Raw genomic sequence first — 17,271 nt, 5'->3', positions numbered from 1 at the left:
GTGGGGTGAAGGGTGAGGGCAGCAAGCTTCTGATCGTGGGCTACGGCTACAGGCCAAGGGGTACAGAGAGGTCGATCGCCCGTCCGGATCACGCCGGTGGCACCCGTGCGGTGGTCCCCGAACCCTTCTGCTCCTCGGCCCGCTCCGCCGACAGCGCACACAGCGCCGAGCGGGCCACGCAACCGGTCTTGGCCATCAGGCTCGCCATGTGCTTCTCCACCGTCCGGGGGGAGATGAACAGACGCTGCGCGATCTGCTGGTTACCGGGCCGCTCCGCGAGCAGTACGAACACCTCGTACTCGCGCGGCGTGACGCCCACGCTGCGCAGCTCGGCGGGGATCAGTTCCCGACCGCCCCTGCGCTGCGGGACGCTGACCCCCGCCTGTCGCAGGGCGGCACGGCAGGCCCCGGCCACCGGCTGTACGCCCGCCTCGTGGAAGTACTCCTCCGCGGTCCGCAGCCACGTGACCGGCTCACCCCAGGAATCTCGGAGCGCCGCCTCGGCCGTCAGTCGCAAGGTGAGGTGCCACACCTGCGGAAACACCACCGCCGCCGTGCGGCCGGTCTCCTCCACCGCGCGCCGCGCGCCGTCCACGTCGCCGTCCCTTCCGCGCAGCACCGCATCGGCCATGCCCAGGAACATCCGGTTCCAGGCCAGTTGGCCGCCAGGCGAGGCAAGCGCCTCCTGATACGCCTCCCGGCCGCCGTCGCCGTAGACACCCTCAGCCTCGGAGTCGGCGCTGGAGCTGGAGTGGGAGTCGGCTCCGGCGTCAAGGATCCGCAGCAGGGGGCGCAGCCCGTACCGGCCGCTGAGATAGAAGAAACTCGGGTTCTCCCGCTCCCAGGCCAATGCCGCGTCCAGCTCCGCAGTCGCGCGTTCCCGGTCCTCCGCCATCAGTGCGCCCACGGCCTGGCACAGTCCGCGCTGCAGAGGGACGAGCATCGACTCCTCACCGCCCGCCCGGCGGAACCGGGCCAGGGCCCGTTCCTGCTCGCGGGTCCGCCCCTGGTGCGCTGCGAGCACGGCGTCCACCAGGAGCAGATAGCGGTGCGCCGACAGGTTCTGGAGGCGGGCGCTGGCTTCGACGGACCCTTCGACGATCCTGCGGGCGCGGTCCCACCGCCCACCCAGCACGCTCTGCATGCCGAGCAGCCCGTCGACCGTCTGGAGCAGGACCAGCGAGCCGAGTTCGTGAGCCGCCGCGCGCGCGGTCTCCAACTGGGTCGCCTCGCCCGTCCGCATGAACGCGTTGGTGCCGAGCCGCACCAGCGCCTCGGCCCGGGACGCCGCGAGCCGGTGCTTCTCGGCGACCGCCAGCATCCGGACCAGGCAGGCGTCGGCCTCGTCGAAGCCCCGCTCCCTGGACAGCAGGGCGAGGAGTTGCCACGCCTGGCAGGCCACCACGGGCCGGCCGCGTTGTTCCGCGGTGAGCGCGGCGCCCCGGGCGGAACGTTCCGCCGCCTTCAGCAGCTCACGACCGTCCGGACGGGACCGACCCTCCGGGCCACGCCCCTCACCCGCACCGCGCTGCTCCGGCAGCAGCGCGAGATGACCCTCGACCACCACGAGCGCCGCTTCCTGCTCCGGGCGCGGTTCGGCCCCGAACAGGGCGCGGGCCGCCCGTATGTGGCGGCGCGCCTCCTTCTGCTGCTCCGCCATGGTCGCGACCCATGCGACCTGCGTGTGGGCCTGGGCCCTGTCCTCCGCGGCCTGCGACCCGGCGGGCGTCGGCGGCAGGTCGTCGAGCAGCACGGACGCCGCGTCGAGCCGCCCGGATTCGGCCTGGGCGATCGCCAACTGCACCGTGATCTCGTCCCGTTCCTCCTCGGCCGCCAGTCCCCGGGCGCGCTCCAGCAGTACGGCGGCCGAGCCCGACGCCCCCGCATCCAGCATCTGCCGTCCGACCTGGGCGAACTGCCGGGACGCCACGGCGTTCTCACCCGCCGCCAACCGCAGGGTGGCCACCAGTTGGCGTTCCTCGCCGGAGAGTGCGCCGACGGACTCCTCGATGGCCGAGGCCGAGCGCCGGGCCAGCGCGGCCTGCTCGGCGGGCGGTAGTGAGGCCTTCAGCGCGTCAGCCGTCAGGACGTGGCGAAACGTGTAGTGGTCGTGCGCGGCACCGTCCGGAGCGATGATCCCCGCTTCCGAGGCCGCCCGTAGATGCGCGAACAGCGCCCGGTCGTCCAGCCCGGTCACCGACCTCAGGGCTCCGACGGAGAACCTGCCGCCGAGGGTGGCCGCGATGAGGACGAGTTCGCGGACGGGCTCGTCGAGCCGGTCCAGTCGGCGCGCCCAGCTACGGACCGCGCCCGTCGGCACCGCCACCTCCCCCGAATCGTCGAGTTCCCACCGGCCGTCCGCCCTGCTCAGCCGTCTCGTGTCCAGCATGTCGGCCAGCAGGACCTCCACCAGGTAGGGACTGCCTCCCGCCCGCTGGGAGAGGTACCGGTGGGCGGCCGGAGGCACCTCACCAGGTCCGGCGTCCAGGAACGCGTCGACCATGTCCCGGACCGCTGCCTCGTCCAGCGGCCGTAACTCCCGCAGCGAGGCGGTGTTGCGGAGTTCCGCGGCGAGTGCGAGGTCCAGCGCCGGACCGGGGTCCGGTCGCAGCGTGCCGACCAGCAGCACCGGCAGGTCCGCCAGGTTGTCGACGACGTACTCGACGACCGCGATCGTCTCGGTGTCGGAGTCGTGCAGGTCCTCCAGCAGAATGACGCAGCCCTGCTCGCGGCCGAGCACCGCCAGCAGTCTGAGCAGGGCCTCGGCCAGTTCCACCAGCGAGATCGCATATCCGGGCGCCACCGCGCCGGCCCGCCACTCCGGAACCAGACCGGCCAGGGCCGGGCGGTAGGGGACGAGTTCCGGATCGTCCGGGGCACCCGCGGCCCGGAACCGCGAGGACAGCGCCTCGATCAACGGCCGGAAGGGCACGACGAGCCCGGTGGACGTCGCCCGGCCGCGCAGCACCGGCACATCCAGGCCGTACGCGCGAAGGGCGCACTCGCCTGCCAGGCGGGACTTGCCGATCCCCGCCTCGCCGACGAGGAACACCGCTCGTCCCGCTCCTCTCCTGACACCTGCCAGGGCCTCGTCCAGCAGCCCGATCTCGGCTTCCCGACCCACGATGACCGACGACGTCGCCCGCATGAGCGCAGGTTACTTGCTCCTTTTGGCTCATGGCAGAGGGCCGGGGAGACCCCGGCCCTCGCTCGCTCCGTCAGGGCGTCATCCCTCACCCGGCACCGGGTGACGTGAGCGTCCTCCCGTCAGCACAACGGCACGGTCGCGGTGGTGAAGGGCGTGTCCATGAAGGGCGCAGTACCCGCGTTCCCCGTTCCGAGCATGCGGCTGCGCAGCCCCAGCGCCCCGCTCGCCCCGAGTGTCACCTCGCCCACCGGGTGGTCCTGGGCCGCGGTCTCCGAGCCTGCGCCGCCGTCTGCGTATCTCACCGAGTCACTGATCTGCATGGTCCTCACTCGTCCTTCGTCCGCGGGAGTGGTGGTCGTGCCGAGCTGTGCGGTGGTGCGGTGTGCCTGGTTGTGCGGTGTGCCTGGTGGTGCGGTCCAGGAGCTGCGTGGCTTCCTGCTGCCACGGTCAGCGGGCGGGCAGTCCGGTGGCGGACAAGGCCCAGGGCGGCGCGTCCTTCGGGTCGGGCCCAGGTCCGGACGGCCCCAGGAGAAGCACGGAGGGAACGCTGTCCGGGAACCCTGCCCGGAGAAGGCCGTGCCCGATTCCTGCCAGCCCGGTCAGCAGGCCGGGGTGTGCGACGCCGTCCGGGGCCCCGCTCCGGGCACCCGTCTCCTCGACGGACGCCAGAAGCGCTCCGGCCCGGCGGATCCAGTGCGGGCGTGCCTCCGGCAGCGCTCCGTGGCCCAGGAGTTCGCACAGTCCGGCCTCGCCGTGGCACAGGCTGTCGTCGGGGACGGCCCGGTCCCGGCCCAGCTCCTCGGCGGTCCCGCGGGACCAGGCCGCGAGCTGCGGGTCTTCCAGCGCGCCCGGCGCGTCCAGCACCGCAAGCGCGACGCCGGCCCGTCCCCGGCACCAGGCCGAGGCCCGTGCGCCGTCCTCCTCCTCACCGGCCGGCGCATGGGCAGGGGCTCCCCCGTGGCCCCTGCCCGGCGCTCCCCGACCGGCCTCCGGGCCGCCGTCGGGTCCCCGGCCGCCGTCGGGTCCCGGCTCGCCGTCGGTCCAGCCGCCGACTGCCACCCGGAGCGCGGAGAGCCCTGCGACCCTGTACCGCTCGGCGGCCTCGCCCCCGGTCCCTGCGCCGCCCTCGGCCTCCGCCTCGGCGTATCGCAGGAGGGCCCATCCGACCCCGGCGGCCCCTGTGGTGAAATCCCGCCGGAGCGACGTGGGATCGACGGCAGCCAACCGGTCGGCGCAGACGCGCGCGGCTCGCCACGCCTCCTGCCCTGCCTCGCCCGTTCCGACGCCGTCCCGGTGGGTGGCCAGCAGGACGGCGAGCCCACCGGCGACACCCGAGCCCACCCCGAGCTCACCCTCGGCGCTGGCCGCCGCTCCGACCAGCGGCAGCATGGCGGACGCCCATGATCCGACCTCGGGATCGTCCAGCAGCCGTGCTGCCCCGGCGAGCGCGTACGCGATGCCCCCCAGGCCGGAGAAGGCTCCCGAGCCCACCGCGCCGAGGTCCGTGGGCCGGGCGCGCAGCGCGTCGAGCAGCCCGGGCACCGGCGCCAGGGCGGTACGGGCTGCCTCCGCGTAGTGTGCGGCCCCGGTGAGGGCGGCCAACTGGGCGAGGAACAGCGCGGGTCCGGTGTAGCCGCCGGCCAGGTCGGCCGGCATCGGGCCGATGCGCCAGTAGCGGTCGTCCAGGAGCTCCAGACCGATCCAGTTGCTGCGTGCGCCTTCGCGGTAGGCGAGGGAGACCAGTTGGTCCCCTACGGACCGGGCCGCGGACAGCAGCCGCTCCGGCTCCGGGGCACGGTCCGCCGTACGAGCGCGTCGGCCCGCGGCCGGCCGGTGCGCGGGCGTACGGGAGGTCGTCGACATCGCGGCCCGCACGATCCACTCCTGATCCTGTCGGTCCACCGTGTTCAGCGCGGTGAGTTTGGCCTCGACGCGAGCGAGTCCGGGCCGGTCGGCGCGCCCGGCCGTCGGCCGCTGGGGCGCGCCCCACAGCCGGTCCCCACCGGGGCGGGCGGTGAACAGGGGCACGTCCCCCGCCCAGAGCTGGGCGATCTCCTCATCGACCAGGCCTGGCACGAGGAGAGGGCCGAACACCTCGGTCCGCAGGGTCTCCAGGACCCGCTGCCGTGCGTCCGCGTCCTTCAGCAGACCGGGGTGGGTCGACTCGTCGAGCAGCGTGCCGTAGACCCAGGTGGGACGCATCACCACGCGCACCGTGTCCTCGGCGAACGCCCGCAACGGGCCCGACTCGTGGAGCAGTTCGTCCCTGGCCGAGCTGATCGCCGTGTACCCGGCGCGGAAGCCGGCACACAGCGCTTCGATGTGGGCTCCCGGCTCGACGGGCTCGCCGCCTTCCAGGTGTGGACGATTGGCGGACTCACCGAATGTCCCGGCCCTGCGCACCAGGCGCATCCGGTCGGTGCCGGCGTCGTCCCAGTCCGCCCGGGCCACGGGCGACACAGCCTCGCGCCCTCCACCGACCGCGGACACGTCCATGGCACTGTCGTCGCCCACCAGAAGCTGCGGCAGCAACCCCACCCGGTACACGGAGTCATGGAGTGCGCGGGCGGCCGGGTCCTCCGTGGCCGCGCCCGGCAGCGGGGGATGGAACAGGGTCTCCACGTCGACCAGCACCGGGTGGGGGCCGACGGCGATCAGGTTCTCGTGGTGCAGGTCGGTCCCGTCGAGGAGGTGCAGCAGTGCCAGCAGTGCGCCTTGGCGCCGGTAGAACATCTCGACGTCCGCGGCACGGACGCACGAGTGCGCGGCAACGAACTCCACCCACCCGTAGGTACCCCGGTCGAGCAGCCGCAGGGTCCGGAGATCCACGGAGCCGGGCTGCCGGCTGAACCAGGTGACGAGGGCGTTGAAGTGGCGGTGGGCGGCGAGCGGCCGGGGCTTGTACACCAGTCGCGTCCCGTCGGCGAAGCGCAGCAGCATCACGCTCCGCCCGCCCTGGTGCCCGTCGCCGGCGCCGGGTTCGATACCCGTGAGCAGCCCCGGGCCCGCACCGGAATCCTTCAGGAGGCCGGTGGTCAAAAGCGCATGGTCGTCCGCCAGACGCTCCAGCGCCTCGGCCAGCGCGTCCGCCGCGTCGAGCGCCGCCCGCCCCACGATCCGCGCCAGCACCGGCCGGTCGGCCAGCAGTGCCGCCAGGCCGCTCCGGGACGCGGTGCGTCCCAGGAAGTCCCGGAAGCGGGCGTGCGTGTCCTCCCCGTCGAGCCGTCCGGCGGTCCGCGCCTCGTGCAGCTCGAGCACCAGTGTCCGGGCCGCCGCCCGTGCAAGCCTGCCGCTGAGCTGCCGCTCCAGGTCGCCTCGTACGGCGGTCATGTCCACGAGCCTCCGCGCCTGCTCCGACACGCCCCGCTCCAGCCGTTCCGCCGCGCAGACGGTGAACGGCCGCAGCACCCACTCGAACCCGCTCAGCCCGGGATACTCCCCCGCCGGGGCCACGGCCTTCTCGGGTGCGGTGTCCGACACCTCTTCCGCCAGCGCCGCCCAGTCCGGCCGCTCTCCACCCTCTTCACCGCAGACCAGCCCGGCCTCCCACCAGCGTCCGGCCGCCGACAGCGAAGCCCCGTCCCGCATCCGTCCTGCCTCCGCCGCCATCGTCCCTCCTCCGTGACCCGGGCCGACCGCTCGGCGCCGTGGCCGATCCTGGTACGGAGGGCAGAGCCTGCGCATGGGGAACAGCCCCCCATGTTTTCCGTACCGCCGCGACGCCGAAGGCGAGGAGTACGGGAGGGGGCGCGGCCCGTCCGACGGCGAAGGGCCCTGCTTCCGGTCGCCGTACGGACACGCGGGACGCTCCGAGGAGCCCAGGTGCGGCGATGACCGTTCGTTTCGTGGAGACTTGAGACCTGGGCAGCGCCCGCCGGACGCCACACAGCCGAGGCACGGCGGGCGGGACGAGCGCGCCGCGTCCCGCCCCGAGCACCGGATCCGGGCCGACGAGGAGGACACGATCAACACCGCTGAGATAGGCAGGCACCCGTTGGACTCCGCCAGCGTCCTCAACGCGAAGAAGACCCTCTTCGAACTCCTGAGCCGCTCGGGGGTGTTCAGGGACGAGGCCGAGGAGCTGATCGCGCTCGTGGAGGCAGGGGCGATCGCGGAAGCGCACAGTGAGGCAGGGAAGGCGGCCGCACCTCCCGGCGAGAACGGGGAGCCGTACGCCACCGGCTGGCACGACGGCGCCCGGGCGGTCGGCGACGCGCTCGTCCGCATCGCCGAGCGCGCCCTGGAGCGCGCCATCGGTCCGGCGATGTCCGACGCGGTGGGGGACGACGCCGCACCGGGCCATCACCTCGTCGGCAGGATGGACGTAGAACTCGCGAAGGTCGCCGTGACGCCGCTCTATCTCTCGTTCAGCGATGCCTCGAGCCTCGACCCCGAGGTGTCGGACGAGGTCCTCACGGCGGTGCTCGGCACGATGAGCGTCGTGGGGCGGGTCGGGTACGCCGGGAGGCTGAAGGAGTTCACCGAGACCCACCGGGAGCGGCTGGCCCAGTTGTACGCCCAGTACGGGCCCCGCAGCCGCATCGCCGTCCACGGCCGCTACTCCCTCCTCCACTCCCCCACGAGCATCGCCGTGCTCGAACGCCTCAGCACCGCGCCTTCGGCGCTCCGAACGGAGTGGGAGCGGGCGGAACTCCCCCCGGCGTGGCTTGACGGACTCACGACCGCATGGGGCACGCGGGCCGCGCCGGGCTGACGCCGGTCCGGGCGGCGCACGACGACCTCATCGACGCCGTCGACCGGGCCGTCGAGCAGGATTCGCGGCCCCGGACCGCGTCGCCGTCTTCGGTGGTCCGCGGGGCGGTTACGCCATCCTGGGCCGAGCGGGCGGGCGAGCCGTCCCTCCGAGGTGTCGCAAGGTGCCCGGACCCAGGGGTGCGGGCGCCTTCGGACGGTACGGAGCGGGGCCGGTGGGATCAGGCGTACGAGTTCACGCTGACCGGGCGGGTCCCGGTGTAAGGCGTCCAGCCCTGCAGCGTGGCGGGCAGACCCACGCGGGTGTTGCAGTTGATCACCTGGAAGTGCAGGTGCGGGGCCGTGGAGGCGCCCGTGCTGCCGGACCAGCCGACGATCCGGCCTTGCGGGACCCAGTCGCCCGGCTCGTAGAACGACCTGTTCAGGTGCGCGTAGTGGGTGCACTGGCCGTTCGAGTGCCGAATGATCACCTCGATGCCGTTCTGCCAGTACGGCGACCAGTTGGAGTGGACGATCGTGCCCGCCTGCGCGGCGGAGACCTCGTAGTTCGCCGGAAGCCCGAAGTCCCAGGCGTACTCGTTGTACGGACCGGTGTGCGAGTACGTGCCCTCCGGTCCCTGGGTGACCGTGTAGGCCTCGCCCGCCGGGTACGGCAGCTCGTAGTAGTAGTCCACGGCCGCGGCCGTGGAGGCTCCCGTCATCGTGACTGCCGCCGCCGTCATCAGCGCACCGGCCATGACAGCCGTTCTGCGCAGAACCGTCTTCGCTCGACTCACGTCAATCTCCGCCCAAGTAGTTCTGAAAGAACCTGACTCCGCGGTTTCGGCCGGTGCGGAGAAATTGCAGGATCGAGCCTGACGGCCGGTCACGCAAGGGCCCAAGGAGGGCCGTCGCGCCCTGCTATTGGTCTCGACCACTGGCTGCCCGGACATACCGGCCCTTGGCGTTGGTGCAGGCCAAACCGGTTCCGACGCGGAAGTGGCACCAAAGCGCCAGGCGGGAAGCACTCTCGGACGGGGCGCCGTGCGCGCGCCATCCGTGCGAGGGTCGAAAGATGCGCCCCTGAGTCAAAATTCCCTTACGAGGAAAATGAAAGTTGAGCGAGGGGAGGGGGCGGTGGCTATTACTCTCGATTCCTTCCGGTCTTCTCCTGGCGTACCACGTCTTGTTCCAGGCCCGCCGGAGTCGCGAGGCGTCCGGCCTCGTCGCCGGGGCGGTCGGATCGTCCGGTTCGCGACCGCGGGGTCCAGGTCGGCAGACGGGAGCGAACAGTGCAAATCGGACAGCACGCTCCCGCCCGGCCCGTCCACCCCGATACGGACGAAACAGATCCGCACCACCTCCCCGTAGCGGCAGCACGCACACCAGCCACCAGAAATATGGTGTCCCGCCACATACGCCCCTGACCTGCCCCTTCCTACGGTGTGGCGACACGCATACGTCCCCGCCAACCGCCCGGAAGTGGTATCCATGGCCGCCCCAGCAACCTCTCCACCAGCACCTTCGAACCTTCGCCGGATCGTCGCCGCCAGCCTCGTCGGAACGACCATCGAGTGGTACGACTTCTTCCTCTACGGGTCGGCCGCCGCGCTGGTCTTCAACAAGCTGTTCTTCCCCGGGTCCGATCCGCTCGTCGGCACTCTCCTCTCCTTCCTCACGTACGCGGTCGGCTTCGCCGCCCGGCCCATCGGTGCCCTGGTGTTCGGCCACTACGGAGACCGGCTCGGGCGCAAGAAGCTGCTGGTGCTGAGTCTGCTGCTGATGGGCGGCGCGACGTTCTGCATAGGGCTGCTGCCGACGCACGCCGCCATCGGGTCCGCCGCCCCGGTTCTGCTCACGGTCCTGCGTCTCGTGCAGGGATTCGCACTCGGTGGCGAATGGGGCGGGGCCGTGCTGCTGGTGTCGGAGCACGGTGACGCCGAGCGGCGCGGCTTCTGGGCGTCCTGGCCGCAGACCGGCGCCCCGGCAGGTCAGTTGCTGGCTACCGGCGTGCTCGCGGCGCTCACGGCGCTGATGTCCGACGCGGCGTTCCTGGCCTGGGGATGGCGCATCCCCTTCCTGCTCTCCGGCGTGCTCGTGATGGTCGGCTTGTGGATTCGTCTCTCTGTCGATGAATCACCCGTCTTCAAGGCCGCTCTGGCCCAGGCTTCGGCACGCAAGGCAACCAGCGAGAAGGCCGAGAGGATGCCCCTGGTCGCCGTGATGCGGCATCACTGGCGGGACGTTCTCATCGCCATGGGCGCTCGGATGGCGGAGAACATCAGCTACTACGTCATCACGGCGTTCATCCTGGTGTACGCGACGATAGAGGCGGACCTGAGCAGGCAGACGGCCCTCAACGCCGTACTGGTCGCCTCCGCCGTGCACTTCGTCGTGATTCCGCTGTGGGGCGCGTTGTCCGACCGGATCGGGCGCCGGCCGGTCTATCTCATCGGTGCGGTCGGCGTGGGGTTGTGGATGTTCCCGTTCTTCGCCCTGATCGACACCCGGAGCTTCGGGAACCTGCTGCTCGCCATCACGGTCGGCCTCGTATTCCACGGCGCGATGTACGCACCGCAGGCCGCCTTCTTCTCGGAGATGTTCGCGACGCGGATGCGGTACTCGGGGGCGTCCATCGGTGCGCAGTTCTCGTCGGTCGCGGCCGGAGCGCCGGCGCCTCTGATCGCCACCGCGCTGCTCGACCACTACGGCAACTCGACGCCGATCGCCCTGTACGTCATCGCCGCGGCGCTGCTCACGATGGTGGCGATCCTGTGTGCGAAGGAGACCCGCAACCGGGACCTGTCGGACATCGGGGCGGAGCACGGAAAGGCATCGGACGCGCAGGCCGCGGTGCCCGCCGACGCCCGCAGCGTCTGAGGGCCGCTCCGCCCTTGCCCGGCTCCGTGCGGAAGGGGCCGCCCGCCACCGTGAGGTGATGGGCGGCCCCTTCCGCCCTGTCTACGGCTGCTCGGCCCGGGGAGTGCGCGCGAACCAGGTCGGTCCGTCGGTGAGTGCCTGCTTGATCCGGAACAGGGCGAACTCGTTCAGCGGCGGCAGCGCGTCGATGGAGAACCAGCCCACCTCCAGCGACTCGTCGTCGTTGACCTTCGCCTCACCACCTGTTGCCCGGCAACGGAAGGTGACGTCGAGGTACTGGCACCGGTCGCCGTTGGCGTACTGCACGGGCTGCAGTGCCTGGGTGAGCACCACCCGCTCCGCCACGCAGTGCACGGCGGTCTCCTCGTACACCTCGCGTTCGGCCGTGGCCGCGGGCTCCTCCCCCGGTTCGCTGATCCCGCCGATGACGGACCACTTACCGGTGTCGGAGCGCCGGCCCAGCAGCACCCTGCCCTCGTCGTCGAAGACGATCGCGGTGACCCCGGGCAGGAGAAGGAGTTGGTGGCCCGCGGTCGCGCGGATCTCTCGGATGAAGTCGGGAGTAGCCATGCGCCGAGCCTACGTGGCAGAGCCACCGGTCTCGGGGGCGGTCGCCCCGCGCAGCCTGCGGGCGCGTACGCCGCGGACCGTCACCCAGCCGAGGCCGGCCAGGGCGAGGAGCGCGAGAATCCCCTCGGGCAGCGGGCCCATGCGGGTCGCGGGGGTCAGTGAGGACCGCAGGGGCACCTCGTCGACCAAGGCGGCCGGGGTGAACATCTCCGTCTTCCGTACGATCGTGCCGTCCGGCCGGATCACGGCGCTGACGCCGCTGGTGACGGGTACGACGACGGACCGGCCGTGTTCGACCGCCCGCACCTGGCTCATCGCCAGTTGCTGGTACGTCATCTCGCTGCGCCCGAAGGTGGCGTTGTTGCTCGGTACCGCGATGAGCTGCCCACCGTTCTTGACCGTGTCGCGTACCGCGTCGTCGAACGCCGCCTCGTAACAGGTGACGAGCCCCACCTTCGTACCCGCCAGGTCGAATACGCCGACCTTCCTGCCGGGTCCGAAGTCCCGCTGCACCCGGTCGACGTCCTTGCTGAAGATCCGGACGAAGGAACGCATCGGCATGTACTCACCGAACGGCTGGATGTGGCGCTTGTCGTACGTGGCGACGGGACCGGCCGCCGGGTCCCACTTGATGAGGGTGTTGCGCAGAGGGCCCGTTTCCGGGGAGACCACGGCGCCGATGACGGTGGGTACGCCTATCGCCCTGACGGCGTCGTCGATCACGTCGCGCGCGTCGGGGTTGCGGTACGGATCGAGGTCGGAGGAGTTCTCCGGCCACAGGACGAAGTCCGGCTGGGGCACCGTGCCCGCCTTCACCTCACGGGCGAGCTGTTCCGTGCGGTCGGCGTGGTTGTCCAGGACCGCGCGGCGCTGGGCGTTGAAGTCGAGGCCCAGACGGGGCACATTGCCCTGGATCGCGGCGACGGTCGCGGTGCCGTCCTCGGCCGAGGAGTCGACGAGGGGCAGCGCCGCGAACGCGGCCGCCACGGGTACGGCGACCGTCGCGGCCGCCACGGCGATCGCGGCCCGGGGGACGGCGCCGGTGACACGGTACCTACGGAACTGGCGTACCGCTTCGAAGAGCCCGAAGCCGCACAGCACCACCGCGAAGGAGAGCAGCGGGGTGCCGCCCAGTGCCGCGAGCGGGAGGAACGTGCTCTCCGCCTGGCCGAAGGCGATCTTTCCCCAGGGGAATCCGCCGAACGGCACACGGGCCCGGAGCGCTTCGTCGAGCGTCCAGACGGCCGCGGCCCAGACCGGCCAGTACGCGAGACGGGTGACGGCGCTGATCCCGACGCAGCCCACCGCGATGAAGAGCGCCTCCGCTACGGCGAGCGCCAGCCACGGTACGGGGCCGACCTCCTCACCGGTCCAGTGGAGCAGCGGCAGCATGAAGCCGAGACCCGCGAGGAGCCCCAGACCGAACGCGGCGCGCAGCCCGCGCCCGAAGAGGACCCAGCCGAGCAGGGCGAAGCCCGGCAGAACCAGCCACCACAGGGGACGCGGCGGGAAGCTCGCGTACAGCAGCAGTCCGGAGAACACGGCCGCGGGCGGGCGGACGAACCGCGCCCCCAGCCTCCTGCCGCGGGCGGCGGGGGCGGACGGCGATTCGTCTGTGGAGGTGATGGTGGCGCTCACCTGGCGGAGTCTACGGCGGCAGCCTGTGGGCACGACGGGCCGGGACGGTCCGGCCGGGACCGGGGCGGAAGGGCATCGGGGCTGACGGGGTGAACGGCGCGCGCGACGGCAGAGCGACAGCCGACGGGCGGAGCAGGAAGGAGGCGCGTCACGCCGTCCGCTTCAGGCTCACGTCGCCCGAGGACCCGTCGCAGACAGGTGCAGACGGTCGCGGATGAACCGCACCGCCACTTCCGCGTCGTCCACCGTGACCGTGAAGGTTCTGCCGTCGCCGAGTCGCAGCACCAGGCCCTCGCCCCTGCGCACCACCACGGCCGTGCCCTGCTCGGGGCGCCAGCGGTAGCCCCAGCCGCCCCATTCGCGCGGAGTGACCCTGGGGACGAAGTCCGCGCCCACCACGTGCGTGAGAAGAATGCGGCGGCGCGGCAGACCCATGTGGCCGCAGCGCACCTCCAGGGCGTCGCCGTCGACCCTGACCACCACGTGGACGAAGGCGAGGGTGCCGAACAGGATGAGCAGTCCGGCGGCGATGCAGCCGATGACGGACATCAGCAGCGGGGCGACTCCGGAGGTCCAGGCCGAGCCGACGGCCAGCTGGATACCGAGAGCCACGCACCCCGCGCCCGCTATCGCGAGCAGCCACTGGGCACGGTTGGTCGCACGGCCGTGCCAGACAGCGGACGGGGCCTCGCTCGAACCGTGGCTGTCCTTGCCGGTGTGGTCCCTCATGCCAGGAAGCGTACGCAGACTTCGCGTGCCGAGGAGGGGCTGTCGGCCCCGTCGGGGACGGTCCGGGCGGTCAGCGGACGAGGTTGAGCGCCTTCAGCAGACGCCCTTCCTCGTAGGCCAGAGCGGCTTCCGGCAGTTCGGCGGCGTGTCCGCCGAGGATGACCGCGAGGGTTCCGGCGGGTTCGGCCGACGGAGGGGTTCCGGCGCCGATGCGGCGCAGCGCCTGGGCGGCGACGGCGTCGGCGGAGCCGTGCAGGGCGACCGGCTCACGGCCGGGCTGCTGAACGGCGGCGCGGATGCGCTCGCCGACCAGTTCGTAGTGGGTGCAGCCGAGAACGACGGCCCGTACGTCCGGCGGGGTGAGGGCGGCGGCGGCCGCGATGGCACGGTCGATGGCGGGCTCGTCGGCGTGCTGCAGGGCATCGGCGAGGCCGGGGCAGGGGACCTCGGTGACGGCGGCGGCGCCGGCGAAGTCACGGATCAGCGCACGCTGGTACGGGCTGCCGGTGGTGGCCGGGGTGGCCCAGATGGCGACGGAGCCGCCGCCCGTGGCCGCCGGCTTGATGGCGGGCACGGTGCCGATGACCGGCAGCGCGGGCTCCAGCGCGGCGCGGAGCGCGGGCAGGGTGTGTACGGACGCGGTGTTGCAGGCGACGATCAGGGCGTCCGGCCGGTGCAGGGCCGCGGCGCGGGCCACGGCGAGCGCGCGTTCGGTCACGTCCTGTGGCGTACGCAGTCCCCAGGGCATCCCCTCCGGATCGCAGGAGAGTACGAGGTCGGCGCCCGGGCGCAGCCGGCGCACCGCCGCCGCCATGGGGAGCAGGCCGATTCCGGAGTCCATCAGCGCAATCTTCACCCGGTCACCATAGTCGACACCCCTTGCGGCCCTGTGGAAGTGGGGCAGACTGCGGCGGATGAGCGCCGTTGCCTGGATCGCCGTGAGTTCGCTGATCGTGTGGGTGTGGCTGCTGCTGGGGCAGGGGTTGTTCTGGCGCACGGACCAGCGGCTGCCCCGGCGCACGGCTCCGGCGCGCTGGCCGTCGGTGGCCGTCGTGGTCCCGGCCCGTGACGAGGCCGGCATGCTGCCCGTGAGCCTGCCCTCGCTGCTGGCACAGGACTATCCGGGCGAGGCCGAGATCTTCCTGGTCGACGACTGCAGCAAGGACGGCACCGGCGATCTCGCCCGCACGCTGTCCGTACGGTACGGAGGCCTGCCGCTCACGGTCTCCTCGCCCGGGGAGCCGGAGCCGGGCTGGACCGGCAAGCTCTGGGCGGTCCGGCACGGGGTCACGCTGGCCCGGGAGCGCAAGCCGGAGTTCCTGCTGCTGACGGACGCCGACATCGCGCATGAGCCGGACAGTCTGCGGGAGCTGGTCGCCGCGGCGACCACGGGCACCCCGGACGGTTTCGACCTGGTCTCGCAGATGGCCCGGTTGCGGGTGGTCAGTGCCTGGGAGCGGCTGATCGTCCCGGCCTTCGTCTACTTCTTCGGGCAGCTCTACCCGTTCCGCCGGGTGAACCGGGCAGGCTCGGGGACGGCCGCTGCCGCGGGCGGGTGCGTGCTACTGCGTACCGAGGCCGCCGAGCGGGCGCGGATTCCGGAGTCCATCCGGCAGTCGGTGATCGACGACGTGTCCCTGGCGCGTGCGGTGCAGGACAGCGGTGGCCGGATCTGGCTGGGGCTGGCGGAGCGGGTGGACAGCGTGCGCCCGTATCCGCGGCTCGGGGATCTGTGGCGGATGATCTCGCGGAGCGCGTACACCCAGTTGCGGCACAGCCCGCTGCTGCTCGCCGGGACGGTGCCGGGGCTCGCTCTCGTCTATCTCGCCCCGCCCGTCACACTCGTCGCCGGTCTGCTGACGGGTGACGCGTTGGCCGTGTGGGCGGGCGGGGCCGCCTGGGCGGTGATGGCGGGAACGTACATGCCGATGCTGGCGTACTACCGGCAGCCGCTGTGGCTCGCGCCCCTGCTGCCGGTCACCGCGCTGCTGTATCTGCTGATGACGGTCGATTCGGCCGTGCAGCACCGCCGGGGACGAGGTGCGGCCTGGAAGGGGCGTACGTACGCCCGCCCCGAGGCCGCACCGGACCGGTGACGCGGGGGGCGCGGGTCATTTGCGGCCCGGGGTCCAGTTCATTCCCCAGCCGTAGGCGGCGTCGATGGTGCGCTGCGGGCTCACTCCGCGCTGCGGTACGAGATAGCGGGCCTCACGCTGCACGGTGAGGTCTCCCGCGTTGTTGGTGATCAGTGCGAGCGCGCACACGGTGGAGGGCACCGTGCACTCGTCGAGGGAGAAGTCGATGGCGGCGCCGTGCTGCGGGCGCAGGGTGACCGTGGCGTGCAGATCGGCGAAACTCCTGGCACCTTCATAGATGGTGACGAAGATCAGAAGACGGCGCAGCCGGTCCTTGTGGTCGAGGTTGACCGTGAGGTTCTCACCTGTGGAACGGGCACCGGTCCGGTCGTCGCCGTCGAGATGGATATAGGGCGGCCCGCCGAGAGAGCCGAAGGAGTTTCCGAGAGCCTGGACAACTCCCTTGCTGCCGTCGGTGAGTTCGTAGAGTGCGCAGAGATCGAGATCGAGGTCGGCGTGCATCGCGACGGCCCGGCCGAGTTTGGCGCCCCAGCTCTTGAACTGTTTGCGCACTTCCCAGTTGAGATTCACGCGAAGGGCTCCCGAGGTGCCGCCCTGTTTGGCCAGGGAGACGGAAGGCGCTTCCTTCGTGAGGGTGACCTTCGTCAGCCTCACGGGCTGTGTCACCGGCGGGGCTGCGGGCCGGGGTGCGGGTGCTGGTGGAGCTGCCATGGGGGCCGCCGGGGGCGCCTGGAGTTGGGGACGCTGCTTGGCTTGCTGTGGTTCGTCGACGGAAATCCCGAAGTCCGTGGCGAGGCCCTCAAGTCCGGAGCCGTACCCCTGGCCGACGGCCCGGAATTTCCAGGCTCCCTGGCGCAGATAGAGCTCGCCGAGAATGAACGCGGTCTCCACGGTGGCGTCGGTGCTCTCGAACCTGGCCGTTTCGGCGCCGCTCGCCGCGTCCACGACCCTTACGTAGAGCCCTGTCACCCGGCCGAAGCTCCCGCCGTCCGATGAGGCGGCGACGACGATACGGTCGATGGCGGGCTCGATGCGCGAGAAGTCCACCACGAGGGTGTCCGTGACCCGGTCTCCGTCGGCCGCCTTGCCCTCGTGGCGTACCGCGCCCGACGCGTGGGCCGGCTGGTTGTAAAATACGAAGTCGGCGTCGTTGCGTACCTTTCCCGAGGCGAGAAGGAGCGCGGAGCCATCCACGTCCGGCGCCCCCGGGGTGGTGCGCCACCCCAATTCGACCCGCACGGCCTGAGCCGGCACCGGAACATTGGTTCCCTTTAGCATGACCATGATCGCCCCCACTGTGAGTCCGGCCGCCGAAAGCCTTTCCGGGACAACCTAATCCCCGGCGCGCCGGGGAGCCCACAGCCGTGCGGGTCCGGCCGCGCGATCCGTCGGTAACCCCTCGTGAACTCGCCCTTTACACGATCATCGAGCGCCGGGGTGCCCTTTTTTCCCAAGTTCGCTCGCATTGGGGATCCCTGTTCACTCACAACACCCAAATCAACCCTCTTATCGGGCTCC

Annotated in this window: 12 protein-coding genes; 3 read left to right on the top strand and 9 right to left on the bottom strand. The window is 71.9% G+C overall.

The window, feature by feature from the left end; translation table 11 throughout:
- Nucleotides 1-88 precede the first annotated feature (88 nt).
- The 3 genes from F0344_RS32715 to F0344_RS32705 all read right to left on the bottom strand — a co-directional run bounded on the left by F0344_RS32715 (nucleotide 89) and on the right by F0344_RS32705 (nucleotide 6,757).
- Complete coding sequence (locus tag F0344_RS32715; protein WP_185302210.1) at nucleotides 89-3,148, bottom strand: helix-turn-helix transcriptional regulator; 3,060 nt, start codon at nucleotides 3,146-3,148, stop codon at nucleotides 89-91.
- Nucleotides 3,149-3,267: 119 nt separating this feature from the next.
- Nucleotides 3,268-3,468, bottom strand: a complete 201-nt coding sequence (locus tag F0344_RS32710; RefSeq protein ID WP_185302209.1) for a hypothetical protein — start codon at nucleotides 3,466-3,468, stop codon at nucleotides 3,268-3,270.
- Between the two features lie 127 nt (nucleotides 3,469-3,595).
- Entirely contained in the window at nucleotides 3,596-6,757 is a 3,162-nt protein-coding gene (locus tag F0344_RS32705; protein ID WP_185302208.1) for a type 2 lanthipeptide synthetase LanM family protein, read from the bottom strand.
- Between the two features lie 244 nt (nucleotides 6,758-7,001).
- Between F0344_RS32705 and F0344_RS32700 the strand changes: the two genes are divergently transcribed.
- Nucleotides 7,002-7,862 (top strand): hypothetical protein, encoded by an 861-nt coding sequence (locus F0344_RS32700; RefSeq protein ID WP_308460999.1) that lies wholly within the window; start codon nucleotides 7,002-7,004, stop codon nucleotides 7,860-7,862.
- 220 nt (nucleotides 7,863-8,082) lie between these two features.
- On the opposite strand, the gene F0344_RS32695 is transcribed toward F0344_RS32700, so the two are convergent.
- On the bottom strand, nucleotides 8,083-8,637 hold the full coding sequence (locus F0344_RS32695; RefSeq protein WP_308460998.1) for a M23 family metallopeptidase: 555 nt from the start codon (nucleotides 8,635-8,637) through the stop codon (nucleotides 8,083-8,085).
- 694 nt (nucleotides 8,638-9,331) lie between these two features.
- Between F0344_RS32695 and F0344_RS32690 the strand changes: the two genes are divergently transcribed.
- The gene (locus F0344_RS32690) at nucleotides 9,332-10,720 is read left to right on the top strand and encodes an MFS transporter (RefSeq protein ID WP_185302207.1); all 1,389 of its coding nucleotides are present in this window, start codon (nucleotides 9,332-9,334) and stop codon (nucleotides 10,718-10,720) included.
- Between the two features lie 81 nt (nucleotides 10,721-10,801).
- Here the strand turns inward: F0344_RS32690 and F0344_RS32685 are convergent, their stop codons facing one another.
- The 4 genes from F0344_RS32685 to F0344_RS32670 all read right to left on the bottom strand — a co-directional run bounded on the left by F0344_RS32685 (nucleotide 10,802) and on the right by F0344_RS32670 (nucleotide 14,513).
- Nucleotides 10,802-11,290 carry an NUDIX hydrolase gene (locus F0344_RS32685; RefSeq protein WP_185302206.1) on the bottom strand — a complete coding sequence of 163 codons (489 nt, stop codon included), beginning with the start codon at nucleotides 11,288-11,290 and terminating at the stop codon, nucleotides 10,802-10,804.
- Nucleotides 11,291-11,299: 9 nt separating this feature from the next.
- A complete protein-coding gene (gene lnt, locus F0344_RS32680; protein WP_185302205.1) occupies nucleotides 11,300-12,928 on the bottom strand; it encodes an apolipoprotein N-acyltransferase in 1,629 nt (542 codons plus the stop codon).
- A gap of 168 nt (nucleotides 12,929-13,096) precedes the next feature.
- Nucleotides 13,097-13,657 carry a hypothetical protein gene (locus F0344_RS32675; protein WP_185302204.1) on the bottom strand — a complete coding sequence of 187 codons (561 nt, stop codon included), beginning with the start codon at nucleotides 13,655-13,657 and terminating at the stop codon, nucleotides 13,097-13,099.
- 70 nt (nucleotides 13,658-13,727) lie between these two features.
- The gene (locus tag F0344_RS32670; RefSeq protein WP_185302203.1) at nucleotides 13,728-14,513 is read right to left on the bottom strand and encodes a glutamate racemase; all 786 of its coding nucleotides are present in this window, start codon (nucleotides 14,511-14,513) and stop codon (nucleotides 13,728-13,730) included.
- Between the two features lie 58 nt (nucleotides 14,514-14,571).
- On the opposite strand from F0344_RS32670, the gene F0344_RS32665 reads away from it, so the two are divergent.
- Nucleotides 14,572-15,753, top strand: coding sequence for a glycosyltransferase (locus tag F0344_RS32665; RefSeq protein ID WP_185302202.1), 1,182 nt, complete (start codon nucleotides 14,572-14,574; stop codon nucleotides 15,751-15,753).
- Nucleotides 15,754-15,768: 15 nt separating this feature from the next.
- Here the strand turns inward: F0344_RS32665 and F0344_RS32660 are convergent, their stop codons facing one another.
- Nucleotides 15,769-17,037 carry a TerD family protein gene (locus tag F0344_RS32660; RefSeq protein WP_185302201.1) on the bottom strand — a complete coding sequence of 423 codons (1,269 nt, stop codon included), beginning with the start codon at nucleotides 17,035-17,037 and terminating at the stop codon, nucleotides 15,769-15,771.
- Between the last annotated feature and the right edge of the window lie 234 nt (nucleotides 17,038-17,271).

The sequence above is a fragment of the Streptomyces finlayi genome (genome assembly GCF_014216315.1).
In the GTDB taxonomy this organism is placed as follows: Bacteria; Actinomycetota; Actinomycetes; order Streptomycetales; family Streptomycetaceae; genus Streptomyces; species Streptomyces finlayi_A.
The sequence above is the reverse complement of the archived record's forward strand: the minus strand, read 5'-3'. Positions and strand labels throughout refer to the sequence as shown.